Origin of the sequence: Streptomyces smaragdinus, from assembly GCF_009604385.1 — a bacterium.
Lineage (GTDB): Bacteria > Actinomycetota > Actinomycetes > Streptomycetales > Streptomycetaceae > Streptomyces > Streptomyces smaragdinus.
In genome coordinates this window covers 44,037-70,253 of record NZ_WEGJ01000009.1, presented here as the reverse complement: position 1 = coordinate 70,253, position 26,217 = coordinate 44,037, and the positions used below count along the sequence as shown (strand labels likewise).

Annotated in this window: 18 protein-coding genes; 2 read left to right on the top strand and 16 right to left on the bottom strand. The window is 74.4% G+C overall.

Annotated features, from left to right (window positions below):
- Positions 1-205 precede the first annotated feature (205 nt).
- From SRB5_RS37105 to SRB5_RS14960, 13 genes are all read right to left on the bottom strand, one after another.
- Entirely contained in the window at positions 206-3,514 is a 3,309-nt protein-coding gene (locus tag SRB5_RS37105; protein ID WP_153452464.1) for a non-ribosomal peptide synthetase, read from the bottom strand.
- Positions 3,511-4,782: an ATP-grasp domain-containing protein gene (locus tag SRB5_RS15015; RefSeq protein ID WP_153452463.1), complete on the bottom strand. Its 1,272-nt coding sequence runs from the start codon at positions 4,780-4,782 to the stop codon at positions 3,511-3,513. Before SRB5_RS15015 ends, SRB5_RS37105 begins: the two co-directional genes overlap by 4 nt.
- A complete protein-coding gene (locus tag SRB5_RS15010; protein ID WP_194292935.1) occupies positions 4,775-5,083 on the bottom strand; it encodes an acyl carrier protein in 309 nt (102 codons plus the stop codon). The genes SRB5_RS15015 and SRB5_RS15010 overlap by 8 nt, the downstream gene beginning before the upstream one ends.
- A complete protein-coding gene (locus SRB5_RS15005) occupies positions 5,080-6,471 on the bottom strand; it encodes a DegT/DnrJ/EryC1/StrS family aminotransferase (RefSeq protein ID WP_323377933.1) in 1,392 nt (463 codons plus the stop codon). Before SRB5_RS15005 ends, SRB5_RS15010 begins: the two co-directional genes overlap by 4 nt.
- Entirely contained in the window at positions 6,468-7,493 is a 1,026-nt protein-coding gene (locus tag SRB5_RS15000; RefSeq protein ID WP_153452461.1) for a BtrH N-terminal domain-containing protein, read from the bottom strand. Before SRB5_RS15000 ends, SRB5_RS15005 begins: the two co-directional genes overlap by 4 nt.
- Positions 7,490-8,080: a hypothetical protein gene (locus SRB5_RS14995; protein WP_323377932.1), complete on the bottom strand. Its 591-nt coding sequence runs from the start codon at positions 8,078-8,080 to the stop codon at positions 7,490-7,492. The genes SRB5_RS15000 and SRB5_RS14995 overlap by 4 nt, the downstream gene beginning before the upstream one ends.
- Positions 8,077-8,928 carry a GNAT family N-acetyltransferase gene (locus tag SRB5_RS14990; RefSeq protein WP_153452460.1) on the bottom strand — a complete coding sequence of 284 codons (852 nt, stop codon included), beginning with the start codon at positions 8,926-8,928 and terminating at the stop codon, positions 8,077-8,079. The genes SRB5_RS14995 and SRB5_RS14990 overlap by 4 nt, the downstream gene beginning before the upstream one ends.
- Positions 8,921-10,234, bottom strand: coding sequence for a M20/M25/M40 family metallo-hydrolase (locus tag SRB5_RS14985; protein WP_153452459.1), 1,314 nt, complete (start codon positions 10,232-10,234; stop codon positions 8,921-8,923). Before SRB5_RS14985 ends, SRB5_RS14990 begins: the two co-directional genes overlap by 8 nt.
- Positions 10,231-11,520, bottom strand: a complete 1,290-nt coding sequence (locus SRB5_RS37495) for a cytochrome P450 (protein ID WP_323377931.1) — start codon at positions 11,518-11,520, stop codon at positions 10,231-10,233. Before SRB5_RS37495 ends, SRB5_RS14985 begins: the two co-directional genes overlap by 4 nt.
- A complete protein-coding gene (locus SRB5_RS14975) occupies positions 11,517-13,316 on the bottom strand; it encodes a non-ribosomal peptide synthetase (RefSeq protein ID WP_323377930.1) in 1,800 nt (599 codons plus the stop codon). Before SRB5_RS14975 ends, SRB5_RS37495 begins: the two co-directional genes overlap by 4 nt.
- 69 nt (positions 13,317-13,385) lie before the next feature.
- A complete protein-coding gene (locus SRB5_RS14970) occupies positions 13,386-13,583 on the bottom strand; it encodes an MbtH family protein (RefSeq protein WP_153452458.1) in 198 nt (65 codons plus the stop codon).
- Between the two features lie 140 nt (positions 13,584-13,723).
- Positions 13,724-14,467: a PaaI family thioesterase gene (locus SRB5_RS35880; protein ID WP_194292934.1), complete on the bottom strand. Its 744-nt coding sequence runs from the start codon at positions 14,465-14,467 to the stop codon at positions 13,724-13,726.
- Positions 14,468-14,529: 62 nt separating this feature from the next.
- Positions 14,530-15,201: a LuxR C-terminal-related transcriptional regulator gene (locus tag SRB5_RS14960; protein WP_153452457.1), complete on the bottom strand. Its 672-nt coding sequence runs from the start codon at positions 15,199-15,201 to the stop codon at positions 14,530-14,532.
- A 232-nt stretch (positions 15,202-15,433) separates the two neighbouring features.
- Between SRB5_RS14960 and SRB5_RS14955 the strand changes: the two genes are divergently transcribed.
- Positions 15,434-15,628: a hypothetical protein gene (locus SRB5_RS14955; RefSeq protein ID WP_153452456.1), complete on the top strand. Its 195-nt coding sequence runs from the start codon at positions 15,434-15,436 to the stop codon at positions 15,626-15,628.
- 103 nt (positions 15,629-15,731) lie between these two features.
- Entirely contained in the window at positions 15,732-16,940 is a 1,209-nt protein-coding gene (locus tag SRB5_RS14950) for a helix-turn-helix domain-containing protein (RefSeq protein WP_153452455.1), read from the top strand.
- Between the two features lie 81 nt (positions 16,941-17,021).
- On the opposite strand, the gene SRB5_RS14945 is transcribed toward SRB5_RS14950, so the two are convergent.
- The 3 genes from SRB5_RS14945 to SRB5_RS14935 all read right to left on the bottom strand — a co-directional run bounded on the left by SRB5_RS14945 (position 17,022) and on the right by SRB5_RS14935 (position 25,980).
- Entirely contained in the window at positions 17,022-17,363 is a 342-nt protein-coding gene (locus tag SRB5_RS14945; protein ID WP_153452454.1) for a VOC family protein, read from the bottom strand.
- A gap of 44 nt (positions 17,364-17,407) precedes the next feature.
- Positions 17,408-18,721 (bottom strand): MFS transporter, encoded by a 1,314-nt coding sequence (locus SRB5_RS14940; protein WP_153452453.1) that lies wholly within the window; start codon positions 18,719-18,721, stop codon positions 17,408-17,410.
- A 71-nt stretch (positions 18,722-18,792) separates the two neighbouring features.
- Complete coding sequence (locus SRB5_RS14935) at positions 18,793-25,980, bottom strand: amino acid adenylation domain-containing protein (protein ID WP_153452452.1); 7,188 nt, start codon at positions 25,978-25,980, stop codon at positions 18,793-18,795.
- Positions 25,981-26,217: the final 237 nt, after the last annotated feature.

Sequence of the window (26,217 nt, the reverse complement as noted above, 5' to 3'; positions counted from 1 at the left end):
CGCGGGCGGGAGTCCGGCGATCGCCTCCGGCCCATGCTGCCGCCCGATGCGGCGCCGGGGGGCGCCACATCGGGCGGTCGTACGTTCCCGGGCCCCCGTCGGTTCCCGGGGCACGTACGTCCGCGCCGGCCGCCGCGGGCGCGGATCCGGTACCGGCCGGCCCGGTGGAGGGGGGCCCGCGGGCCGGCCGGTGGTCTGGGTGAGGTCAGGCCTCCTCGGCGAGCAGCCGGTCCAGCTCCTCCTCCGACAGTTCGCCGATCTCCGCCGCCAGGGCCTCCTCCGCCGCCAGGGCCTCGGCCAGCCCCCGGTCGACCTGCCCCGCCAGCTCGTCCAGCCGGGAGTGGGTGAACAGCACCCGGGGCTCCAGCTCGACGCCGAAGACCTCCCGGATCCGGGCGGCCAGCCGGGTCACCTGCAGCGAGTTGCCGCCCAGCTCGAAGAACCCGTCCTGCCGCCCGATGCCGTCCCGCGCCGTGTCGAGCAACCGCGCCCACACCGCCGCGAGCTGCCGCTCGGTCTCCGTCTCCGGCGCGACGTGCCCGCCCCCGCCGTCCGCGGCCGGCGCGGGCAGTGCCCGTACATCGAGCTTGCCGTTCGCCGTGAGCGGCAGCCGCTCCAGCACCAGGATCACCGCCGGTACGAGATGCGCCGGCAGCGCGTCCAGCAACATCCCCCGCAGCTCCCCGGGATCGGGATCGGCCCCCGGCCCGGCGGCGGCGTAGCCGATCAGCCGCGCCCGCGGCGTCCCGGGCGCGTCGACCGTCACCGCGGCCTGTGCCACCCCCGGGCATCGCGCCAGGGCGTGCTCGACCTCGCCGGGCTCGATGCGCAGCCCGCGGATCTTGACCTGCCGGTCGGCCCGGCCCCGGAACTCCAGCTCGCCGCCGGCCCGCCGTACCACCACGTCACCGGTGCGGTACATCCGCTGCCCGTCGCCCGCGAACGGGTCGGGCAGGAACCGCTCGGCCGTCTGCTCCGGCAGCCCCAGATACCCCCGGGCCAGCCCGGTCCCGGCGACATACAGCTCGCCGGGCACGCCGACGGGCACCGGCTCGAGCTCCGCGTCCAGGACGTACGCGCGGTGGTTGGGCATCGGGGTGCCGATCGGCGGCGGTTCGGTCATCGGGCCCGGCGGACAGCGGTAGTCGACGCAGGCGACGGTGGCCTCGGTGGGCCCGTACCCGTTGTGGAACTCCCGGTCCGCGGTCCGCCACCGGTTCACCAGCTCGGCGGGGAACGCCTCCAGCCCCACCCACAGCGCCCGCAGCGCGGTGAGCGGTTCCGGGTCGAGCAGCCGCAGCACGGCCGGCGGTACGTCGGCCACGGTGATGCCCTCGTGCTCCATCAGCCGCTGCAGCGCGTCGGGGTCCAGCAGCGTGTCGCGGGGGGCGCCGACGACGGCCGCCCCGGACCCGAGCGCCGTGTAGAGGTCGAACAGCGACACGTCGAAGGCCGGGTTCGCGAACTGCAGCAGCCGGTCACCGGGGCCGACGCCGAACATGTCCCGGGTGTTGAGCACGAAGTGCGTCACGGCCCGGTGCGGCACCATCACGCCCTTGGGCGCCCCCGTCGACCCGGAGGTGTAGATCACGTACGCCAGATCCTCCGCCGATCCCGCGACCCCCGGATCCGTGTCCGGGGCGGCCGCCAGCCGCTCCCGTACGGCCGGATCGTCCAGCCGCAGCACCGGCACCCCGCCGGGCAGCCCGGCGGCGAGGTCCGACGTGGTGACGACCACCCGGGCCCCCGCGTCGGCCAGACACGCGGCGAGGCGCTCCGGCGGATGCCCCGGGTCCAGCGGCAGGAACGCCCCGCCGGCCTTGAGGACCGCCAGCTCCGCCACCGGGATCGCCGTCCCGCGCTCCAGCAGCACCCCGGCCACCGCGTCCGGCCCCAGCCCGTACCCGCCCAGCAGGTGGGCCAGCCGGTTCGCCCGGGCCTCCAGCTCGCGGTACGTCAGCCGTTCACCGCCGAAGCACACGGCGGGCAGTTCACCGGTGGCGGCGGCCTGCCGGGACACCAGCTCGTGCAGCCGCAGCCCGTCCCCGGCCCGTACCACCGGCTCCGGATTCCCGTCCTCGAGCAGCCGCTCCCGCTCCAGCCCGGTCACCAGCCGCAGCTCGGACAGCCGCAGCCCCGGATCGGCCACCACCTGCTCGAGCACCGTGCGGAAGTGCCCGACAAGGCGTTCCATCCGGTCCCGGTCGAACAGCTCCGTGGAGTACTCGAGCCACAGCTCCATCCGCTCGTCCACGTCCTGCTCGACCTGGAACGCCAGGTCGAAGCGGGCGGTGCCCGGATCGGACGGCAGGGTGTCCACGTCCAGCTCACCGAGCCGGAAGCTGCCGGTCATCGCGCCGGTCAGCAGCGTGAAGCTGATCTGGAAGAGCGGATTGCGCCCCGGCAGCCGGGCCGGCCGCAGCTCCTCCACCAGCGTCCCGAACGGCACCTCCTGGTGGGACAGCGCGCCCAGCACGGTCTCCCGGCAGCGGCCCACGAGCTCGTCGAACGCCGGATCGCCGGCGATGCTCGTGCGCAGGACGAGAGTGTTGGCGAAGAAGCCGACCAGCGGCTCGACCTCGCTGCGGGTGCGGCCGGAGAACACCGACCCGACCGCCAGGTCCTCGCCGCCGGTGTACTTGCCGAGCACCACCAGGAACGCGGCCTGCAGCACGGCCAGCAGCGGGGCCTTGCGCTCGCGCGCCAGCCGGGAGACGGCGGGCCCGAGCTCCGGCGGCAGCGTCGCCAGGAGCTGCGCCCCGGTCCACGACGGCTGCGGGGAACGGGCCCGGTCGGCGGGGAAGTCCAGTACGGGTACGTCCGCCAGCGTCTCGCGCCAGTAGTCGAGCTGCCCGCGCAGCCGCTCCCCGGACCGGCGGCGCTGCCAGGCCGCGTGGTCGGCGGGCTGGATCGCGGGCGCCGCCGGCTCCGCGCCGTCGTACAGCGCGGCCAGTTCCCGGGTGAGCACGCCCACCGACCAGCCGTCCACGACGATGTGGTGCAGGCACATGGCCAGCACGTGCTCCTCGGGGCCCAGCCGCAGCAGATGCGTCCGGAAGACCGGCCCGGCGGCCAGATCGAAGGGCTCCGCGGCCCGCTCCCGGATCCAGGTGCCGAGTCGGTCGCCCCGCGGCAACTCGTCCACGGGCAGCGGCCATTGGTCCGGCGCCTCGTCGATGATCTGGTACGGCACCCCGTGCCCGGACCCGAAGCGGGTGCGCAGCGCCTCGTGCCGCTCGACCAGCGCCCGCAGCGCCCGGGCCAGCGCGGGCACGTCCAGCCGCCCGCGCAGCCGCAGCACGTACGGCACGTTGTAGACCGCCTGCCCGGGGGCCAGCTGGTCCAGCAGCCACAGATGCTGCTGCTGTTCGGAGACGTCGAGCCGGCCGCCGCGGTCGACGCGCTCGATGCGGTCGCGCTGCGCGGCCGCGGCGCGCTGCCGGCTGCGCCGGGCCTCCAGCAGCTGCCGTTTGATGTCGGCGAGCCCGCTGCCCGCGGCGTCCGGTCCGGTCATGGAAGCTCCTCGCCGTCGTAGGTGATCGACAGGCCGGCGTCCACCGCGGCCAGGGTGGCGGCGAGCGCCGTGTGGTCGGGGGCGTCGCCGTAGACGATGGCGGTGAAACTCTGCGTGCCCTGCCGCCAGTCCACCGGGTCCCCGGGCCGCCGCACGAGCTCCACCCGGGCCACTCCCGGCAGCTTCCTGGTCTCCTTGACGCCTGTGACGGAGGCGACGGCCGTGGCGGTGACCGGGGGCTGGAACAGGTGCTGGAAGGTGACGCGGGCGGCGGTCGTGTCGATCCGCTCCGGTACGGGGGCGGGCAGGCCGAGCGCGTTCTCCAGGGCGATACGCAGCGGGCTGACGCCGGTGGCACGCCCCACCAGGTCGGTGATGAAGCCGCCGAGCCGCCCGTTGACCTCGATCAGCCGGGGGCCGCCGGCGGTCAGCTTGAACTCGGTGTGGGTGACCCCCGACCGTATCCCCAGCGCGCGCAGCGCCCCGGCGGTGCGCTCCAGGATCTCCCCGGACAGCCCGGCGCCGAGCGTGGCCGGGAAGAAGATCCCGCCCTCCCGGAACGGTTCGGCCAGCGGCTCCTTGCCGGTGACGCCCAGGTGCGTGATCCGCTCCCCGTCCACCACCGACTCCACCGACACGTAGTCGCCCCAGCGCTCACCGGCCACCGTGGGGTCGCCCGTCAGATACTCCTCCGCGATCAGACCGCGCTCCCCGAGCGCCAGCAGCTCCCCGGCGACCGTCCGGAACTCCCGCGGGGTCGCGACCGGCAGCGTGTTGCGGCTGCCCGCGCTGTGCCGCGGCTTGAGCACGGCGGGCAGGCCCACCTCCGCCAGCGCCCCGTCGATGTCCCCGGGCTCCGACACCTTCGCGTACCGCACGGCCGGCAGTCCGGCCTTTGCCAGCCGGGACCGCTGGCGCAGCTTGTCGCCCAGCGCCAGGGCGGTCTCCGGGGTGTGGAAGCGCACGCCCAGCGCCTCGGCCAGCGCCGCGGTGAGGTCCAGACAGGGGTCCGCGAAGGTGGTCACCGCGGTGACCCCGAGCTCCTTCAACCGCCGTACGGTCACGTCCGGATCGGTCCCGGCGGGGTGCTCGACGAGGGTGCCGAGCGCCCGTAACACCGGCAGCGACCCCTGGACGGCGGGCGCCGCCGGGTCGGCCACCAGCACCGGCCGGCACAGCCCGCGCGCCGCCGTGGCGATCTCCACCGGGCTGGCGGCGCCCGAGTCGTACACCACCGCCAGCGCGGGCAGCGCGGCGGCGTCAGCCATTCTGCGCCTCCTCGCGCAGCAGCCGCTCGACCTCCGCCGGTTCCAGGGCGTCCAGCTCGGCCAGCAGATCGGCCTCCACCAGCTCCGTCAGCCGCGCCACACTGCCCTCGGCGAACACCACGGTCAGCTCCAGCTCGACCCCGAACGCCTCCTGGATCCGGGTCATCAGCTTCACCGCCTGCAGCGAGGTCCCGCCGACCTCGAACAGCGACTCGTCGGGATCCATCTCGTCCGCCCCCAGATCGAGGACCTCACACCAGATCGCGGTCATCTCCCGCGCGACGCTCTCCTGCTCGTTCATTCCGTTTCTCCTCCACCCGCGAACGCGGCGTCCCATTCGGCCGCCGCGATCCGCCCGGCCTCTTCCCACGGGGGCGTGTGCTCCAGCGCCGCCGCGATGCCCAGCAGGTCGGCGCGGCGCTCCCAGACCTTCTCGAACGCGTCGGCGTACCGGTCCAGCAGCGGTCCGGCGTCCGGATGCAGATGCGCCTTCTGCAGCGCGAAGGACTCGTCGAGCACCTGGTACGCGGCCGGGAACCCCTCGGGCCCGCAGGGCACTTCCGGCGTCCCGTGCAGCGACCACGGCAGCCCGCCGAACCCCGACCGGTCCCGGAACACCGGCTGCGCGGGCAGCGGCATCAGCTGGTACGGAGCGGCCGGCACCCCCTCCGCCCGCAGCGCCCGCTGCACCACGGCCCGCAGCGGTCCCGCGAGCTCCGGCGCCAGCCCGAACGCCGTCGGATCCACCCGGAACCGCAGGATGTGCCAGGCGTGCGTCCGGTCCGCCGGCGCGGACGGCGCCACGAACCCGGGCAGTGCGGCCGCCCGGGCCAGCAGCCGCCGCACGTTGGCGTCCCGCTGCTTGGCCTCCGTCCCGAAGCGCTCCAGCTGGCTGCGGGTGAACGCCGCCTGCAGCGCGGCCGGTTTGTTGTTCCAGCCGAGCAGATGCGACACGTACGACCGGCTGCCTCTGCCCTCGATCAGCTCGCCGAACTGCCGCAGCATCGTCGTCCGGGTGGCGAGGGCGTCGTCGTCGGTGGTGATCAGCCCGCCCTCGCCGCAGGTGGCCAGGTTCTTGCTGACGTTGAGGCTGAAGGTGTTGATCGCGCCGATGGACCCCACCCGCCGGCCCCGGTACTCGGCGCCGTGCGCCTGGGCCGCGTCCTCGACCACGGCGATCCCGTGCCGGGCGGCGATCGCGCCGATCTCGTCCAGGTCGGCGGGCAGCCCGTGCAGATGGACGACCACCACGGCCTTCGTACGCGGCGTGATCACCGCCTCGAACGCCGCGGCCGTCATGTTGTACGTCACGGGGTCGATGTCCGCGAACACGGGCACCGCCAGCAGATGCAGGGGGGCGGCGGCCGTCGCGACGAAGCTGAGCGCCGGCACCACCACCTCGTCCCCGGGCTCCACGCCGAGCGCCGCGAGGGCGAGGGACAGGGCCGCGGTGCCGTTGGAGACGGCGATCGCGTGCCGGGTGCCGGTGAACTCGGCCCACTCCCGCTCCAGCCCCGGGATCTCCCGCTCGCCGGCCGCGGCGGCGGTGAACCGCCCCGAGGCCAGCGCCCGCATCACCGCGGCCTCGTCCTCCCCGGTGACCCGCGGCCACGGCGCGATGCGCAGCTCCTTCGGCACGGCGCGGCGCCCGCCCAGCATGGCGAGCCGGTCCGCCTGTCGTCCGGTCACAGTCGCGTCCTTTCCTGCTCCAGCCCGGTCAGGGCGCTCTCGTGGTCCCGCATCAGGGCGTCCACCCGCCGCGCCAGCCGGGCGGGGGACACCTCGCCGTCGCTGGTGAGCGCGGCGAAGATGCGTACCGCCGACCAGTGGTGGGCGACCCGGTCCACCGCCCGCGCCTGCTCGAGCAGGCCGGGGTGGTCCAGGGTGCGGCCGGCCAGGGCCAGCCAGTCGGCGTGTACGGCGGTGCACGCGAGGGCGGCGCCGGCGGCGACGAACAGCTCGTCGCGGATCGCCTCACCGGCCGCGAGGCGCTTGACCATGCCGGTGAGGAACGCCTCCTGGCCGGCCAGTCCGCGGTAGCCGTCGCCGTCGGGGCGGGCCGCGAAGTGCTCCTGGTTCAGCCGCAGCACCCGGTCGGCCTCGTCCCGGTCCAGGGGCGGGAACTCGTCGGCGGGGACGCCGAGTTCGACGGACAGCCAGCGGTTGCCGATGTGTACGCCGGTGAAGAACATGTCCCGTTCGTGCACCAGGTCGTTGCCCGAGTTCCGGGCGGCGGTGAGCTCGGCCAGGGGGATGTCGCCGTGGAACGCGGGCGGTACGGCGTCCAGCACCCGTACGGTGCCGCGTTCCTCGTCGTAGCCGTGCACGACGACGAGGTGGTTGGAGTGCACGTCCCGGTACGCGGGCCGGAAGCTCAGCTCGAAGTTGTCCACCGCGACGGCCACCGCGTGCCCGGCGCTCAGCTGTTCGCGCACTTCCCGCCAGCCCGCCGCCGCGTCCGCCGGTTCGTGCCACTCCGACCGCACCGGGTGGTACGGGGCGAGGGCCTGCAGCAGCGAATCCCCGGCGCGGCACGGGTAGTAGTACTCCTCCCGCCGCACCCCGCCGGGGAAGTGGCGGAACGTCCACGCGGCCCCGAGCACGGGCAGCGCGGTGACCCCCCGGCTCTCCAGCAGGGTGGCCAGGCAGCCGTGCAGACAGCCGCCCAGATCGTGCCGCCAGGGCCGGATGTCCTCCAGCAGGACGCTCATGCCGCGCCCTCCGTCGCCGGGACGAGCGCCGGGACCAGCGTCATGGCGAAGACGTGGATGGCCGGGTTATCCGGCAGCCGCACCGCGGCCAGGTCGCTCTCGCGCGGTACGGGCACCCGGTGGCGCCACACCACGGGACCGAACTTGTCGTCCACGTGGCGGGGGTAGTGCAGCACCCGGCACTCGTACGCGGGCGCCGCGCCGAAGCGGGAGCGGGTCTGCGGCCAGAAGTCCGACACCCGCAGCCACTCCGGGTCGACCGCGCCGTCCGCGTAGTGCAGCAGCGCCTGGTCCTCGGTGCGGCGCTCGGCGGCGGCGAGGAGCTGGATCCAGTCGTACCGGCCGGGCGGCAGCGGCAGCAGCTGGCCGGCGCAGCGCACGTTGTCCGGCTCGCCGGCCGGGGCGAGCGGAAAGCGGAAGGGCAGCCCGTCGACGACGGCCGTGCCCGGGGGCGGGAGTTCGCCGGCGGGGAAGGTGTTGCCCCACAGGTTGAAGGCGCCGGCGGCGGTGGCCCGCGCGGAGGTGATCCCGGTGTTGTCGGCGTAGGGCGCCAGGTCCACCGGGACGGCTCGGGAGCGTTCCTTCACGTGGACCTGCCTGCCTGAGTAGGGACATGGTTATTCGGCCAGGGGAGTTCCGTCCCCGGTGGCAGCCGGCACCAGGCCTGCAGCCGGGGGTCGGCGGTGCGGGGCATCAGATGGACGGCGGTGTCCGCGCGCCGGCCGGGGAACAGCACGCCGGCCCGGGTCGGCCGGCCCCCGCGCGAGACGAGAAGGGTCCGCAGGTCCCCGGCGCCGTGCCAGACGTCGATCCCGGCCAGCTTCCCGGCCCGGTGGGGGGTCGTGGAGGCGAGGAGTCCGTCGGCGGTGAGCAGCCAGTGCAGGCGGGGCAGCCGGCCGGGGGACTGCCAGGCGCGCGGCCGGGGCAGCGGCGCCGCGCCCGGCAGCCGTTCCATGGTGACCTCGGTCAGCGGTTTGTCCCCGCTGGCCCAGTGCCGTACGGGGGCGAAGCCCAGCCGGGCGTACAGCGAGGGCAGACAGCGCTCGACCACCGCGTCCAGGCGCAGCACCGGCACCCCGGCCCGCAGCGCGGCGACCTCCACCGCGGCGATGAGCCGCCGGGCGATCCCGGCCCCGCGGGCGGCGGGCAGCACGGACACCCGGGCGATGCGCCAGGCCCCGTCCGGCCGGGGGAGGACCCGCAGCGCCCCGACGGGCCTGCCGGGCGTCAGGAACGCGAGCCACACCGTCGCGCCGGACGCCAGCGCGGCCCGTACATCGGCGGCGGTCTCGAACGCCCCGTCCGGCACCGGCAGTCCCGGCAGCGGGTCCGAGCCCCGGTAGGCGGCCCGGGTCAGCGCGGCCAGCGTGTCCGCGAGCCGGTCGGCCGCCGCGCGGTCCAGCGCGGTGACCTCGGGCCCGGGCCCCTCAGTCATGGTCCAGCAGCAGGTCGGTGAAGCAGGCGGCGCCGAACTCCAGCGCCTCGACGGCGATCCGCTCGTCGGGGCAGTGCAGCCGGCCCCGGTACGAGCGGGCGGGGTCGTGGAGCAGCGGCAGCCAGCCGTAGCAGCGGATCCCCAGCTGCGGGAACAGCCGGGCGTCGGTGGACGCCGTCGTCACCATCGGGAACGTCACGCCCCCGGGGTCCCGCGCCTTCAGCACGTCCGCCAGGCGCTCGTAGAAGCCGTCCAGTTCGGGTTCGGGCATCTGCTCGCCCTCGACGAGGATCTCGAGGTCCATCTCGACGCCGGCCCGCTCCCGCAGCCGGGCCAGGAACTCCTCGCGGCCGAAGTCGCCGGGCAGCAGCCGCCCGTCGAGGTCGACGCTGATGTGCGCGGGCAGCACGTTGGTGCCGGTGCCGCCGTGGATCACGGTGGCGTTCACCGTGTGCTGCACCAGGGAGCGCAGATAGCGGGCGTCGGCGTCGTCCAGGTCCGCGAGCGCGGCGGGGTCCGCCGGGTCGGCGCGGAAGGCGGCGAGCCGCTTGTCGTACGGCGGGGGGAGGACCGCGGACAGCTCGGCGAGCATCCGGTCCACCACCGGCGTCAGTTCGACGCCGAGGCCGCCGCCGTCGATGGCGGTCAGCAGCCGCAGCAGCTTGTGCGCCGCGCCGCCCGGGCCCGCGACGCGGGAGCCGTGGCCGGGTTCGCCGTGCACGGTGGCGCGGACCCAGCAGGCCCGCTTCTCGGCCACCACGATGGGGTGCAGCCGCACCTGCCGGCCGAGACCCAGTTCGGCGCCGCCGTCCTCGCCGATCGCGTACCGTACCCCGTCGAACAGCTCCGGATGCTCGTTGACCAGGTACTTCGCCCCGGTCCCGCTGCCCGCCTCCTCGTCCGGTACGACGGCGAGGATCACGTCCCCGGCCGGCGGGGTGCCGGCGGCGGCCAGCCGCAGCAGCGCGGCCAGCATCATCGCCAGATGCCCCTTCATGTCGACCGAGCCGCGCCCCCACAGCTCGCCGTCCACCACCTCGGCGGAGAACGGCGGCCGGGTCCAGTCCTGCCCGGCCACCGGGACGACGTCCACGTGCGCGTGCAGCAGCAGCGGCGCCGCGAGCCCACGGCCGGGTAGCCGGGCGATCAGATTGGGGCGCTGCGGGTCCCGGGCGACGATCCGCGTGTCCAGTCCGGCGCCGTCCAGCAGGTCGCGTACCCACAGCACGCAGTCGCGTTCGGCGCCGGGCGGGTTGACGGTGTCGAAGCGGATCAGCCGCTGGGCCAGGCCGAGCGGATCGGTCATCGGACGCTCATCCCCTCCTGCACGGCGTCGCGCAGCAGCTCCTCGCCGCCGTCGCGCAGCCGTGCGGTCAGCGGCAGCCGTTTGATGCCGGCCACGAAGTTGGACTCCAGATGCTCGACGGGACCGGCGATCTCGAAGTGCTCGACGATCCGTACGATCTCCTCGAAGAGCAGGTTGAGCGCGATCTTCGCCAGCGGGGCCCCGATGCAGTAGTGCGGGCCGAAGCCGAAGGCGACATGCCGGTTGGGCCGCCGTCCCACGTCGAAGCGGTACGGGTCGGCGAAGACGTCCTCGTCGCGGTTGGCGGACCCCAGCCAGGTCACCAGCGCGTCGCCCGCGCGGATCTGCGTGCCGTGCAGCTTCAGGTCGCGTACCGCGTACCGCATGAAGTGGTTGGCGGGCGACGACCAGCGCAGGCCTTCTTCGACGGCGGTCGCCACCAGCGTCGGGTCGGCCAGCAGCCGCCGGTACTCGGCGGGGTGCTCGATCAGCGCCAGCACGCTGGAGGCGATGGCGTGCGGGGTGGTGACGTTGGCGCCCAGCAGCAGGCTGTAGCAGTTGTAGACGATCTCGTCGTGGCGCAGCTTGCGCCCGTTCGCGTCCATGGCGCAGAGATAGCCGACGAGATCGTCGTCGCCGCCCCGGTGCCGGCGGACGAACCGGGAGAAGTAGTCGAAGAGTTCGTGGTGGGCGGCGACCAGCGTGGCGTGCCCGCTGCCCTCCTGGAACTCGGAGTCGGTGGGCGCGATCGCCATCGTCGTGAGCCGCGTCAGCCGCGGCCAGTCCCGCTCCGGCAGCCCCATCAGGGTGCCGGTGAACGCCATCGGGAAGTCGGCGGCGGCCGTGGCGACGTCCCACACCCCGCCGTCCAGCAGCTGCCCCAGCAGGGTGCGGTGCACGATGCGGCGGATCTGCGGCTGCCGGTCGATCAGCGCCCGGTGCGACATCACCTTCATCAGCGGCTCGCGGATCGCCGTGTGCACGGGCGGGTCGCTGGCGGCCATCATCTTGCCGCCCGCCGGGTCCGGTGAGCCGAGGATGGACAGCAGGGTGCCCTTGCTGGAGGTGAAGCGCGTGTGGTCGCGCAGTACGTCGTTGACGTCCCGGTAGCGGGTGACCGACCAGAACGAGCGGCCGTCCGGCAGGGTCTGCTTGTGCACGGGGGACCGCGCGCGCAGCACGTGCCAGACCGCGTGCGGGTCGCCGGTGGCGTACAGGGCGGGGTCGAAGAGGTCGACGGAGTCCGGGTCGAGCACGGTGTCCGCCGCGGGGACGGTGATCCTCACTGGGTCAGCTCCTCGATCACTTCGGCGAGTTCGGCGACGGTGGGGTTCTCGTAGAAGTTCCGCGCGGTGACGTCGACGCCCCAGCGGGCGGTGATCCGCGCGGTGATCTGGACGGCCATCAGGGAGTGGCCGCCCAGCTCGAAGAAGTCGTCGTCGGCGCCGATCTCGTCGATCTCCATCAGATCGCCCCAGATCTGGGCCAGCTCCCGCTCCACCGCGCCCTCGGGGGCCCGGTAGTCGCTGCCCATCTCCGGCCGGTCGCGGAAGATCTCGCCGAGCAGCGCCGCACGGTCGACCTTGCCGTTGGCGGTGAGGGGCAGCTCGGGCAGGCGGACGAACGCCCCGGGCACCAGGTACGCGGGCAGTACGGCGCCGAGCGCGGCGCGCAGCTCGGGGACGGACAGACCGAAGTCGCCCACGTAGAACGCCACCAGCCGGCGCCCGCCGGGCTGGTCCTGGGGGACGACGGCGGCGTCGGTGATCTCCTCGCGGGCCAGCAGGGCGGCCTCGATCTCGCCGGGTTCGACGCGGTAGCCGCGGATCTTCACCTGGCTGTCGGCCCGCCCCAGGAACTCCAGCACCCCGTCGGGGCGGCGGCGCACCAGATCGCCGGTGCGGTACAGCAGCCGGCCGGGCTCCGGGCCGAAGGTGTCGGTGACGAACCGTTCGGCGGTCTGTTCGGGCTGGTTGAGGTAGCCGAGGGCCACCCCGTCGCCGCCCGCGTACAGTTCGCCCGGCTCCCCGTCGGGCACCGGCTCGCCGTGTTCGTCCAGCACGTACACCCGGGTGCCGGTCACGGGGACGCCGATGGGGACGGTGTCGGAGTCCAGGTGTCCGGTCATCACGTGGCAGCAGGTGAACGTGGTGTTCTCGGTGGGCCCGTAGCCGTTGACGAGCCGCACGCCGGGCAGTGCGCCGAGCGCCTTGTCCACGTGGGCGGCGGACAGCACGTCGCCGCCGGCCAGCAGCTGCCGTACGCCCGACAGCCGCTCCAGCGGGCCCTCGACCATCTGGTGGAACAGCCCGGCGGTCAGCCACAGGATGGTGACGCCCTCCCGCTCCACCACCGCGGCCAGCTCGTCGAGGGAGACGCGGCCGGGCGGGCACAGGGCGAGGCGGGCGCCGTTCAGCAGCGGGGCCCAGAGCTCCAGGGTGGACGCGTCGAAGGCGACCGGCGCGAACTGCAGCACCACGTCGTCCGCGCCGACGGTCAGGAAGTTCGGCCCGGTCACCAGCCGCAGCACCGCCCGGTGCGGCACCACGACCCCCTTGGGCCGGCCCGTCGAGCCCGAGGTGTACGCGATGTACGCGGGACTCTCCCCGTCCAGCGCGACCTCCGGGGTGCCGGCGGGCTGCCGCTCCCAGCCGGCGTCCGCCCCGTCCAGCACCAGACACCCGGCGCCCAGCCCGGACACGTCCCCGGCGAACTTCTCCTCCGTCAGTACGACCCCGGGCCGGGCGTCCTCGAGCAGGATCCGGTGCCGCTCGCGCGGCTGGCCCGTGTCGAGCGCCAGATACGCGCCGCCGGCCTTCAGCACCGCGAGCAGCGCCGTGACCATCCGCACGGAACGCTCCAGACAGACGCCCACCGGGTCGCCCGGCCGCACCCCGGCGGCGATCAGGGCGTGGGCCAGCCGGTTGGACGCGGCGTCCAGGGCGGCGTAATCCAGCCGGGTGCCTCCGTCGTTCACCGCGACGGCGTCCGGGGTCAACTCCGCCTGTATCGCGAAGAGCCGGGGAACGGATTGCGCGCGGCCGGCGCGCAGCGGATCACGCATTCTTGCATCGGTGGCCACAACGGAATCCTTCTGCCGGGGACGACAAGCGCCGGAAACGGAATCGGAACGCGGGCGGGAAGGGGGAATTCAGCCGCGGCGGGCACTGAGGGGACGCATGTCGCGCCAGTGCTCCGCGATATACGTGAGACAGGCCGCCCGGTCGCCTTCCGGCCCGACCGCCCGCCAGCCGCCGGGCACTTCCTTGCCGGCCGGCCACAGGGAGTACTGCTGCTCGTCGTTGACGACGACGCGATAGCGGGCGGTCTCGGATTCCTGGGCGGTCATCTCGGTGCACTCCCTGTCGCGGTCGGCGCTCCGTCCGGATAGCTCACAGGGAAGCTATGCGGCGAGGTGCCCGCGGGGCGTCCACGCGGCTGTGGAATTGGGGAGGGCCCGGGTGTGGACGTGCGACGGGACGGGCGTAGTCATGCCGTTGACGCCGGCGCCACCGCGGCCCACACCGCGGACGCCTCGGCCAGGAGATCCCCCCGCGCGTCGTACAGCGCGGTCGCGTGCACCGCGGTGCGGCCACTTCGCCGCAGCCGCCGGGCCGTGACCACGTACGGGCGGCCCGGCTCCGGCCGCCGGCCGACCCGGGCGGTCATCCGGCTGAGGACCATCGGCTCGCGCGCCGGGTCGCCGCACCAGCCGCCCGGGCAGTCCAGTACGGCCCACACGACCGGCAGCGGTACGTCCCCGCCGGGCCCGGTGACCGACTCGTCCGGCGTCCACACGCAGGCCACGGTGTCCGGGCGGTCCGCCACCGGTCCCGGGGTGAGCCGCAGACCGTCGCCGGGGGCCCGGTCGGTGCCGCAGACGAAGCAGGTGGGGAAGGGGTGCCCCACCGTCCCCGTGAAGCGGGTCGCCGCCTCCGCCGCCGCCCCGGTGCCGACCGGCCCGGGGGCGTCGAACCCGCCGCTCCCGGGGGCCACCGTGGCGATCAGCCGCTCGCCGTGCAGCACCTGCGACCTGCGGCGGCCGGGGCGCAGGACGAGGCCGGGGCCGAGCGGGGGCGGGGCGAGCAGGGTGACGGAGACGTCCGGCCCGTGTGCGGCGGCGGCGAGTCCGGCGAAGTAGCCGCAGGCGTAGCCGCCGTTGGCGGTGGTGGGCGGGCCGTTGAAGCGGGGGGAGAGCGTGAAGTGCGTGGGGTCGGCGTGCGGGGCGGTCACGGGCTCTCCTCGGCGGGTGCGGTGGCCGGCGCGTCCCGTACGGGCAGGCGGGTGGCCGGGGCTCAGATGGCTTCGCGCATCAGGCCCGCCTGGTAGGCGAACGCCACCAGCTGGGCCCGGTCCTTCAGCGCGACCTTGTGGCGGATGCGGTGCAGATGCGTACGCACCGTGCTGACCCCGATGAACAGCTTGGCCGCCGCGTCCTCGATCGACATACCGCGCCCGATCAGCTGCAGCACCTCCCGCTCCCGGCGGGTCAGCGCCGCCGCCTCCGGGCGGTCGCCGGCGGGCGACGCGGTGCCGCGGTCACGGAACCAGCCGACCAGCCGCTCCACGATGTCCGGGCCCAGCACGGTGCGGCCGCGGGCCGCCGAGCGGGTCGCGACGATCACTTCCTCGCTGGTGGAGTCCCGGCTGATCAGGCCCTTCGCGCCGACCGCCAGCAGATCGGCGACCTCGGCGTCGCTGTACTCGAACTGGAAGACCACCACCCGCGGCAGCCGCCGGTCGGGGTGTTCCTGGGAGCAGAGCCGGCGGATGAGATCCAGATCGGGGGCCGGTTCGGAGAGACCGATCAGCACCACGTCGGGGTGGTGCGTACGCGACAGGATGACGGTCTGCAGGGCGCTGTCGGTCGTAGCCACCACGTCGATGTCCGGACAGGCGTCCAGTGCGGTGCGCAGTCCGTCCCGAATGAGCGGTAGCTGGTCGCAGATCAGGACTTTGATGGACACGCTCGACTCCTCACCCTGCCGGACGCGTTGGACCGCCGGTCCGGGTCACGGACTGACGGAACATCAGCTGACGCCCGGCAAAGTATGGCCCTCTGTCAAGTCTTGTCAATACTTGCAGAGAGCGGAAAGTGACCCTACGGTAACGCGTGCGGGGCACAACCCCTGCGTCCGTCCGACCGCTGCGGCGACCCGGCCGTGGGCTTGGCGCGGCGGCTTTCCTGGAGGAGCGAAGATGACGAGGTTCCAGCAACTCGCCCTGGGTGTCGCGGCATTGGCCGTGGCGGCGGTGTGCACCGGAACGGTGTACTCCGCGGTCGGTGAGGCCGGGCAGGCCGGGACGAGAGCGACCGTGCGGGCGACGGATCCGACCGACATCGAGTGGCCGGTCGGGTGGCAGGTCGAGAAGCCGATAATCGGCCACCCGTAATAACGAGGAAAGCTCGAATAATTGAACTTGACCCACCAGGTCAAGGATTGACAGGATGAGGTGATAATTTAGCGTGTCGTTTTCTAGTTGGGGGTGAGAGTGAATGCTCGAACAGCCTGCGTTCGGACGGCGTCTGCGCCAGCTGAGGAAGCAGCGGGCTCTGACTCAGACCGCCCTCGCCGGCCCGGATATCTCCGCCGCCTATCTCTCCCGGCTCGAGTCGGGCTCGCGCCCGCCGACGGCCAGAGTGGTCGAGGGGCTGGCGGCAAAACTGGATGTCCCCGTGTCGGCGTTCGATCAGGTGGAGATGTCCAGCCTGCTGGACATCGTCACCACGGCCCTCGCCCTGCCGGGCGCGGACGAGGGCCACAGTCTGCGGCGCCAGCTGGAGTCGGCGCTGTCGCGCAGCGACGACGCCGACAGCGCCCTGCGCTGGCAGGCCTACGCCCAGCTGGCCCGGCTGTACGGCGAGGCCGGTGAGGCGGAGCGGGAGCGGGAGGCGCTGGCGCACATGGTGGCGGAGAGCCGCCGGCTCGGCTACGCCATCCCGCAGGTGCACGCCTACTATCTGCTGGCCCGCCGCGAGCGCCACCTCGGCGAGGTCAACGCGGCGCGGACCACGGCCTTCGAGGGCCTGCGGATCGCCGCCGAGGCGGGACTGTCCACACCGGACACCATCCGGCTGAAGCTGCTGCTGGCGTCCGTGGTGACGGAGCTCGGCGATCTGGCCGAGGCCCTGTCGATCAGCAGCGCCGTGTGCGAGGAACTGCGCGGTGAGCGTGGCGCGCTGGCCGCCGAGGCGCTGTGGACCGCGGCCACCGTGGCGACCAGACACGGGAGTTACGAGCGGGCCGCGTCGCTGCTGAACGAGGCTCTGACGGTGCTGGACAGCCGGGACGACCTCACGCTGTGGCTGCGGCTGCGGCTGGCCGCCTGCGCGCTGGCGCTGCAGGCCAACCCGCCGCGGCTGGAGTACGCCAGGAACCGGCTGGACGACGCCAAGTCGGCCCTGGAGCTGGTGGGCAGCAGCCGGCACGGCCAGGAGTACCTCTTTCTGCGGGCCCAGCTCGCCCACGCGTACGGGGACCTCACCGAGGCGTGGGAGCTGTGCGAGCAGGCCGCCGAGTCCGGCGAGCTGCTGGTGTTCCGGGACCGGGCGCGGCTGACGATGCTGCGGTGCCGGATCCGGGCCGCCCGCGGCGACGCCGCGGCGTTCGACGATCTGCGGACGCTGGCGGAGGAGTCCCAGCAGCGCGGCATGATCGACCTCGCCGCCGAGGTCTGGCGGGCGGCGGCGGAGAGCAGGGCGTAGCGGACCGGCTGCCCCACCCCTGGCGCCCGCGGCGCGGGTGACCTCCCGGAGCGGAGCATCACCCGCGCCGCGGGCGCCAGGTCAGTCGGCGGTCACGCAGAACTCGTTGCCCTCCGGGTCGGCGAGCACGGTGTTGCCCTCGTGCCGCTCCAGCACCCGCGCGCCCAGGGCGGTCAGCCGGGCGATCTCCTCCCCGGCCGTCCCGCCGGGCCCGGCGCCGACGTCCAGATGGACGCGGTTCTTCCCGGCCCGCTCCTCCGGCACCCGCATGAAGTACAGGTTCACGCCCGCCGGATTACGGACCATCGCCTCCTCGGCCGTGGACCACTCGGCGCGCTCCCAGCCGGTGGCCTCGGCCCAGAAGGACGCCAGCTTCCCGGCGTCGGCGGAGTCGATGACGACGTTCTGCAACTGCACGGCCATGACGGACCGTTCCTCTCCTGTAGTACGGACCGGGGGCGCCGAGCTCAGACCACCGGATCCTCGTCCCCGACGGCCTTCTTCGCGCCGGATTCCGCCCCGGCCGCCGTGATCTCGGACAGGTCCTTCAGCCCCGGGATGGGCGATCCGACGAAGAAGCCGAGGGCCGCGATCGTACCGAGTCCGCCGATCACCAGGGTGGCCCGCAGCCCGAACAGCTCACCCAGCGTGCCGCCCAGCAGCGAGCCGAGCGCCGCCGCGCCGGTGACCAGGAACCGGTAGCCGGCGTTGGCCCGCCCCAGCACCTCGCCGGACACGGCGGTCTGACGCAGGCTGATCACCTGGATGTTGCAGATGACCACCCCGGCCCCGTTGAGCAGCAGCGCCAGCGCCACCACCGGCACCGCGTACGCGCTGTCCGGCGCGGCAGGAATGATCAGCGGCGAGGCGCAGCCCAGGAGCATGGCGACCAGCAGCGCCCGCCCCAGCCCGAAGCGCCGCCCGCACCAGCCGGCGACCAGACTGCCGAGGAACGCCCCGACCCCGCTCATCGCCAGCACGATGCCGACGGTCAGCGGCGAGAAGTCCAGCTCGTGCGTCAGATAGAGGATCAGCGCCGCCCACAGCGCCTGGTTGAAGAGGTTGTAGGTGGACGCCTCGCCCGCGATCGCCCGCAGATAGGGGTTGCGCCCCACCAGCCGCAGCCCGGTGGCGATCCGCGCCGGGATCGACCCCTGCGACCCCGCCGGCGCCGGCGCCTCCTCCGGCGTACGGATCCGCATCGCCGTGACCGCCGCGACCAGATACGTCACCGCGTTGACCAGAATGGTCACCGGCGCGCTGACCAGCCCGACCAGCAGACCCGCGATACCCGGCCCGGACGCGGTGGCGACGGAACGGCTGCCCTCCAGCTTCCCGTTGGCCTCGACCAGATGCTCGGTGCCGACGAGCGACGGCAGATACGACTGGTACGCGAGGTCGAAGACGACGGTCATGGTCGCCGCCAGGAAGATGAGGACGGCCAGCCCCCAGATGCCGAGCATGCCCAGCGCGATGGCCAGCGGGATCAGCGAGTACACCACGGCCCGGCCCAGATTGGCGCCGATCATCAGCGGCCGTCTGCGCTGCTGGTCCACCCACACCCCGGCGAGCAGGGTGAAGAGCAGGAACGGCAGGAACTGCGCCGCGTTGACCACACCCATCTCGAACGGGGTGGCGTCCAGCGTGTTCACCGCCAGCAGCGGCACCGCCACGATGGATATCTGGGCGCCGAACATCGACAGGCTCTCACCCGACCAGAGCCGCATGAAGTCCGTGTTCCGCCAGAGCCCGCCAGGTCGCCGTCCTTGTGGACCGCTCATTCGCCTTTCCACCTCACTGTGCGTCGGCGGGGCCGCCGGGGCCCCGGCTCGATCAGGGTTCGCTGCGGGGCTCACTCCCCGGCCACCACCTCCCGCAGGGTCCGTGCCAGGGTCCGCAGCTGCGGGGGGTGCAGCATGGTGTGGTGGGTGCCGGGAACCGTCCGGTGGTCCAGGCCGCCGCCGGCCAGGGCGCGCCAGCGGTCCAGGTCGTGCGCGGGTCCGCCGGCGGCGGAGAGCAGCGTGACGCGCCCGGCGCCCGGGGCGGCCCGGTGGTCGTGCAGGGCCAGCAGGTTCGCCGTGAACACCCGTACCCGGACCCGGAGTTCGTCCCGGATGCCGGAGGGTACCAGAGCCGCCTCCTCGAGGAGCCGCAGCATCTCCCCGGTCCGTTCCCCGGCCGGCAGCGCCCGCAGCGATTCCGCATCCGGTACGGGCGTATCGCCCCCCTGAAGCCCCGCCACGTCCGCGGCGAACGCGGTCAGCAGCTCCGCCTCGTCGGGCCGCGCCCCGCCGCCCGCCGGCAACTCCGTGTCCAGGCACACCACATGCGCCCGCTCCCGCTCCCCGCCGGGCAGCAGTCGCGCCATCTCCAGCGCCACCGCCCCGCCGTACGACCACCCGCCGAACCGGTACGGCCCCTCGGGCCGCACCTCCCGCACGGCGGCCAGATACCGCGCGGCCGTCTCGGTCACGGAACCGGGCGCGGGCCCGCCGCCGAGCGCGGGGGCCTCCAGCGCGTACACCGGCAGCTCCTCGCCGAGGTCGCGGGCCAGCGGCAGATACGGGGCCGCCGAGCCGCCGACCGCGTGCACCAGGAACAGCGGCGGTGCGCCGCCCGTGGCCCGCAGCTCCACCAGGGGCGAGCCCGCCGCGGTCCGCCCGCCCGCCGCGATCACCCGCGCCATGTCCCGTACCGTGCGCGTGCCGTACAGGGCGCGCACCTCGGGCCGGACGCCGAACTCCGCGTCGATCAGGGCGCGCAGCCGGATGAGGTCGAGCGAGCTGCCGCCGCGGTCGAAGAAGCCGTCGTCGGCGCCGACCGTGCCCGTGCCCAGCACCTCCTCCCACAGGGCGGCCAGCCGCCGCTCGTCGGGGGTGGCGGGGGCCGTGGACGCCCGGGCGGCGGTGGTGGGGGCGGGCAGGGCGCGGTGGTCGGGCTTGCCGTTGTTGGTCAGCGGGATCGTCTCCAGCGGCACGATCGCCGCGGGGACCATGTAGGCGGGCAGCCGCTCCGCCAGCGCGGCGCGTACCCGGGCCGGCAGGTCTGCGGCGGCGTCCGGGGCCGGGACCACGTAGCCGATGAGCCGGCGGGCGTCGCCGTCGCCGCGGACGGCGGTGATCGCGGCGGTGACCTCGGGGTGGGCGGTCAGGGCGGCGGTGACCTCGCCGGGCTCCACCCGGAAGCCGCGGATCTTGACCTGCTGGTCGATGCGGCCCAGATAGTCCAGGGTGCCGTCGGACAGCCGCCGCGCCAGGTCGCCCGACCGGTACAGCCGCCCGGTCCCCTCCCCGGAGAAGCCGTCCGGCACGAAGCGTTCCGCGGTCAGCTCGGGCCGCCCCAGATAGCCGTCGGCCACCCCGGGCCCGCCGACCAGCATCTCGCCGGGCACCCCGAGGGGCGCGAGGTGTCCGGCGGGGTCGACGATCCAGACGGACAGATCCGGCAGCGGTACGCCGACGGGACTGCGGCCCGGCGCGAACAGCTCCCGGGTGAGCACCTGGTACGTGGTGTGGACGGTGGTCTCGGTGATCCCGTACATGTTGACCAGCCGCGGCGACTCCTCCCCGTGCCGGTCGAACCACCGCAGCACCGAGTCGGCGTCCACCGCGTCCCCGCCGAACACCACATGCCGCAGGGCGAGCTCCCGCCCCTGCTCCTCGTCGACGGCGACCACCAGCCGGAACGCGGCCGGCGTCTGACTGAGCACGGTGACCCGCTCCCGTACCAGCAGCGCGTAGAACTCCTCCGGCACCCGCACCGCCTCCTGCGGTACGACGACCAGCCGGCCCCCGCGTCCCAGCGCGCCCCACAGCTCCCAGACGGAGACGTCGAAGGCGACGGAGTGGAACAGCGACCACACCTCGTCGGGCCCGAAGCAGCCCAGCACGTCCGCGCTGTCCAGCAGCCGGATCACGTTGCCGTGGGGGACCATGACGGCCTTGGGGGTGCCGGTCGAACCGGAGGTGTAGATGAGATAGGCGAGGTCGCCGGGGCCGACCGCGGCCGGGTCCTCGATGTCCTCCTCGTCCGCGCAGGTCAGCGGGACGACGTTCCACGGCCCCTCGGGCAGCCCGGTGTCCGGGGCGGCCAGTACGGTCTTGACGGCCGCGTCCGACAGCATGAACGCCAGCCGGTCCGCGGGCAGCGCGGGGTCCAGCGGCAGATACGCGGCGCCGGCCCGCAGGATGCCCAGCAGTCCGGCCACCATCGCCGCCGACCGGCCCGCCGACAGGCCCACCAGATCACCGCGGGCGACCCCGTGGCGCCGCAGCCGGGCCGCGATCCGCCCGGCCTCGCGGTCGAGTTCGCGGTACGTCAGCCGCCCGTCCCCGTCGGTGACGGCCACCGCGTCGGGGCGCTCGGCGACCCGGCGGGCGAACAGCCCGTACAGCGAACCCGCCGGGGCGTCGTGGGTGCGGGCGCGGCTGTGCCGTACCAGCTCGGCGTGTTCGGCGGGCGTGGCGATCGCCAGAGTGCCGATGTGCCCGTCGGGCCGTTCGGCGGCCTGGGCCAGGACATGCGCCAGATGTCCTGCCGTACGGGCGATCCGGTCGGCGTCGAAGAGCTCGGAGGCGTACTCGTACTGCAGGTTGATGCTGCCGTCCGGGCGCTCGGTTGCGGCGATGCCGATGTCGAAGCGGGCCGTGGAGGCGGCCAGGAACTCGTTGCGCACCGCCAGTTCCCCCCAGCGCTGCGACACCTCGGCGGTGGCGCCGCTCTGCAGGGTGAGGCTGATCTGGAAGAGCGGATTGCGCCCCGGCACCCGCTCGGGGTTGAGGTCCTCCACCACCATGGAGAACGGCACGTCCTGGTGGGCCAGCGCCTCCAGCACCCCGGTCCGGCAGCGTCCGACGAGCTCGCGGAAGGTCGGGTCGCCGGCCGTGCTCGTCCGCAGCACACAGGTGTTGACGAAGAAGCCGATCAGCTGCTCGAACTCCGAGCGGGTGCGGCCGGAGAAGACGGAACCGACGGGTATGTCGTCCTTGCCGGTGGCCCGGTTGAGGACGACCAGCAGACCCGCCTGCAGCACCGCGAGCACGGAGGCGTTCTCGGCGCGGGCCAGCTCGCGCAGCCGGCCGGCCAGCTCGGCGGGGAGGTCGCAGTCGAAGTAGGAGCCCGCCTGGGTGGGGTCCGCGGGGCGGGGCCGGTCGGTGGGGAAGTCCAGCTCCGGGAGGTCCGTCAGCCGGCCGCGCCAGTACGCCAGCTGCTCCTCCAGCACCGGCCCGGTGAGCCTGCCGCGCTGCCAGACCGCGTAGTCCGCGATCTGCACGGGCAGTTCGGGCAGGTCCGCGGGCCGGTCCTCGCGGGCCGCCGCGTACAGCTCGGTCAGGTCGCGCAGCAGCACGCCGGTGGACCAGCCGTCCGTCACGATGTGATGCATCGCCAGCAGCAGCAGATGATCGTCCGCCCCCGCCCGTACGAGCCGGATCCGTACCGCGTGCTCCGCCGCCAGGTCGAACGGCTCCCCGACGACAGCGGCGATCAGCCGCCGCGCCTCGTCGTACCCGGCCGCGGGCATCGCCCCGTCGGGCAGCACCGGGGGGACCGGGTCGATCACCTGACGGGGCTGCCCGCCGTCGGTGACCAGCCGGGTGCGCAGCACCTCGTGCCGCGCCAGCAGCCCCGCCAGCGCCGTGCGCAGCGCGGCCACGTCCAGCGGCCCGCGCAGCCGCAGCGCCAGCGGGGCGTGGTACACGGTGGCCCCGGGGTCCAGCTGGTGCAGGAACCACAGCCCCTCCTGCTGCCGGGACAGCGGCAGCTCCCGCTCCCGCCCGACCGGCACGGGCGCGGCGTCCGTGGCGGCGGCCGCCGCGTCCACCAGCGCCGCCATCCGCCGCAGCACCGGCGCGCCGAACAGCTCGCGCACCCCGATCGCCGCGCCGAGCCGGTCCCGGATCCGGGAGATCAGCCGGGTGGCCTGCAGCGACGTGCCGCCCAGATCGAAGAAGCCGTCGTACGCGCCGACCCGCCCGTCCGGCAGCTCCAGCAGCTCCTGCCAGACGGCGGCCAGCGCCTCTTCGGTGCCGGACGCCGGCGGTACGTGCTCCGTCTGCGCCTCCGGCAGCGGCAGCCGGGCGTGGTCCAGCTTGCCGGAGGGGGTCAGCGGCAGCCGGTCCACGGTGAGCACGGCGGAGGGGACCATGTGCAGGGGGAGGCGGTCCATCAGGAGGGCGCGGATCTCCTCGCCGTCGGGCTTCTCCCCCGGCTCCGGTACGACGTAGCCGGTCAGCCGGGCCTGCGGGGTGCCCTGGTGGTGGACGACCACCACGCCCTGCGCGACGCCGGGGCAGGCGCCCAGCGCGTGCTCGATCTCGCCGGGTTCGATGCGCAGACCGCGGATCTTGATCTGGCGGTCGGCCCGGCCCTGGAACGTCAGCAGCCCGTCCTCGCTCCAGCGCACCAGGTCCCCGGTGCGGTACATCCGGGTGCCGGGCGGGCCGAAGGGGTCCGGGAGGAACTTCTCCGCGGTCAGGTCCGGCCGCCCCAGATACCCGCGCGCCAGTCCCGCCCCCGCCACGTACAACTCGCCGGGGACGCCCGGCGGGACGGGGCGCAGGAAGTCGTCGAGGACGTACGCGCGGTGGTTCGTCATGGCCCGGCCGATCGGCGGCGCGGCGCGCATCGTCCCGGGCGGGCAGGCGTAGTCGACGCAGGCGACGGTGGCCTCGGTGGGGCCGTAGCCGTTGTGGAAGGCGCGGCCCGGGGTGCGCCAGCGGTTCACCAGCTCGGCGGGGAAGGCCTCCAGCCCGACCCACAGCGCCCGCAGGTCCGTCAGCGGTTCCGGGTCCAGCAGCCGCAGCATCGCGGGCGGCAGGTCCGACACCGTCACCCGCTCCTCGCGCAGCAGCACGGCCAGCGCGTCCGGGTCCAGCAGCGTGCCGCGCGGCGCCGCCACCACGGCCGCCCCCGACGCCAGCGCGCCGAAGACGTCGAAGACGCTGACGTCGAAGGCGGGGTTGGCGAACTGCAGCACCCGGTCACCGGGGCCGAGGCCGAACAGGTCCCGGGCGTTCAGGGCGAAGTTGGCGGCGGCGGCGTGGCTGATCATCACGCCCTTGGGGCGGCCGGTGGAGCCGGAGGTGTAGATGACGTACGCCAGATCGTCGCCGCACACCTCCACCCGCGGCGGCGTGGCGGGGAGCGCGGCCAGCGCCTCCCGTACCGCCGGATCGTCCGGGCAGACGGGCGTGACGCCGTCCGGCACCCGGTCCGCCAGGTCCCGGGTGGTCAGGACGACGTCCGCGCCCGCGTCCGCGAGCTGGGCGGCGAGGCGGTCGGCGGGGTACTGCGGGTCCAGCGGCAGCCACGCCGCCCCCGCCGCCAGCACCCCCAGCTGGGCGGCCGGCAGCTCCGTACCGCGCTCCAGCAGCAGCCCCACGACGGACCCGGGCGCCACGCCGTAGCCGTCGTGCAGCAGCCGCCCCAGCCGGCAGCCGGCGCCGACGAGTTCCCCGTACGAGACCTCACGCCCCGCGAAGCGCACGGCGGTCGCCCCGGGCCGCTCCGCCGCCTGCCGGGCCACCAGCTCGTGCAGCAGCAGCCCGTCCTCCGGGCGGATCACCGGCGCCGGATTCCACTCCTCCAGCACCCGGCGCCGCTCCCGCTCGCCCAGCGGGTCGAAGTCGGCGATCCGCCGCTCCGGATGCGCCACCGCCTGCTCGAGCAGCCGGTGGAAGTGCGCGGCGAGCCGCTCGATACGACTGCGCGCGAACAGATCGGTGGAGTACTCCAGCAGCGCCTCCAGCCCGCCGTCCGCCTGCTCCACCAGCGTGACCCCGAGGTCGAAGCGGGAGTGCACCGCGGTCACGTCCAGCGGCTCGACGGTGATGCCGGGCAGCGTGAACTCCGGGCCGCCGGTGCCCGCCGCCTGCAGCGTCAGACTGATCTGGAACAGCGGATTGCGCCCCTGCGCCCGCTCCGGCCGCAGCGCGTCCACCACCGTGCCGAACGGCACGTCCTGATGGGCGAGCGCCCCGATGACGGCGTCCGAGCAGCGCCGCAGCAGCGTACGGAAGGTCGGGTTGCCGTCCGAGGAGGCCCGCAGCACCAGGGTGTTGGCGAAGAAGCCGACCAGCGGCTCGGTGTCGGGGTGCGCCCGCCCGGAGAACACCGAGCCCAGCGCGATGTCCTCCTGACCGGTGTACCGGGTCAGCACCGCCAGGAACCCGGCGTGCAGCACCGCCAGCAGCGACGTCTGCTCCGCCCCCGCCAGCTCCCGCAGCCGCCGGGCCAGCGCGACGGGCAGCGTGCGCTCCACGGTGGCCCCGGCGAACGACGGGGCCGGGGGCCGGGGGTGATCGGTGGGGAAGTCCACGGTCGGCACCCCCGCCAGCCGCTCCCTCCAGTACGCCAGCTGCGCCCGCTCCCGCTCCCCGGCCAGCCGCTGCCGCTGCCAGGCCGCGTGGTCGGCGGGCTGCACCCGCAGCGGGGGCAGCTCGGCGCCCCCGTACAGCGCGGCCAGATCCCGGGTCAGGATGCCCGCCGACCAGCCGTCGGAGATGATGTGGTGCAGGCACAACAGCAGTACGTGCTCGTCGTCGGCCAGCCGCAGCAGCCGGACCCGCATCAGCGGCCCGCGCTCCAGGTCGAAGGGCTCGACGGCGTCCGCGGCGGCCAGCTCGGTGACCCGCTCCTCCTGTCCCGCCAAGTCCTCCACGTCCAGCGCCCGTTCACCGGGCTCCGGACCGATCACCAGATACGGGGCGCCGTCCCGCGCCTCGAACCGGGTCCGCAGGCTCTCGTGCCGCACGACCAGCGCCCACAGCGCCTCCGCCAGCGCGTCCACGTCCAGCGCCCCGCGCAGCCGCAGCGCGAACGGCACGTTGTACACCGTGGCCCCCGGCGCCGACTGCTCCAGAAACCACAGCCCTTCCTGCTGGTAGGAAGCCCGCAGCAGCCCGTCCCGGCCCACCGGCACGATCCGCTCGTCCCCCGCCCGCTGCGCCCGCAACCGCCGCGCCAGCAACGCCCGCCGCTTCTCCTCGATCGTCGCACCGGCCCCGGCACCCCCGGTCGGCTGCGAGGTCTGATCGCTCATGCGGTGTCCTCTTCCTGCGCGAACCCTCGCGGGGCGAAACGGCGGGCTGATCTCGCCCGGACGATAACCACGCGACCCGTCCCACCGCGTCCACCCGGGCGTGGACCCGGGGGGGTGTTGTGGACGTGGTGGTGACGTGGCCGGCCGGCGGATCCGGTCCGGTTCCCGCGAAGGTGTGGTTTGAGGCCCGGTGACCAGCCCCGACGGTCTCCGGTCGGATGTTCTGGGGGCGAGCGG